At 40.2% G+C, this 535-nt stretch carries 1 pseudogene; it reads right to left on the minus strand.

Going from position 1 to position 535, the window contains the following annotated elements:
• Positions 1 to 167: 167 nt before the first annotated feature.
• A pseudogene (locus R7O13_RS30405) lies at positions 168 to 470 on the minus strand (HAD family phosphatase); the annotation flags it as partial.
• Positions 471 to 535: the final 65 nt, after the last annotated feature.

Below are 535 nucleotides of genomic sequence, written 5' to 3' on the forward strand. Positions count from 1 at the left end.
GGAACTAATACATATAAATCCCGTAACTTACGAAAGGCTACTAGTCTCGTCATCCCGAAGATGTGTTAGTGAGTTATGTAACCTATGTCCAGTCTAACGATGGGACCATTATCTTTATTGGTTATAGATCTTTAGTCGAGAAATCATGGGTTACAAACCTGGCAGTACAGATGTTGTAGAAACTCAACACTGCCGAACAGTTGAATCTGAGTCTGTTTTACGTAGTAGAAGAAACAGCAACATTCTTCAGCCGTTAAGTCGAGTTCTTGTTGATAACGGTGTATTGCTTCTTCTTCGCTGATCAAACCTTTGTTGAGGTCTAGCCAAATCTTGTTTGAGAACAGTCTTTTCGCCATTTGTTCTGCATCTACGGAATGACCAAATGTTAAGCGTACAATCTCTGGTGGTGACCAACGAACCAGTACGTTGCCGACATCGAAAACAACATTTTTAATTTGAGAGCTTTCCATAGAACACCTTTGATTTGTAAGTTGGGCAGAGTAATCAAACGAAGATGAGTGAGAACAACATTCGC

The organism is Vibrio sp. Y176, assembly GCF_033438945.1.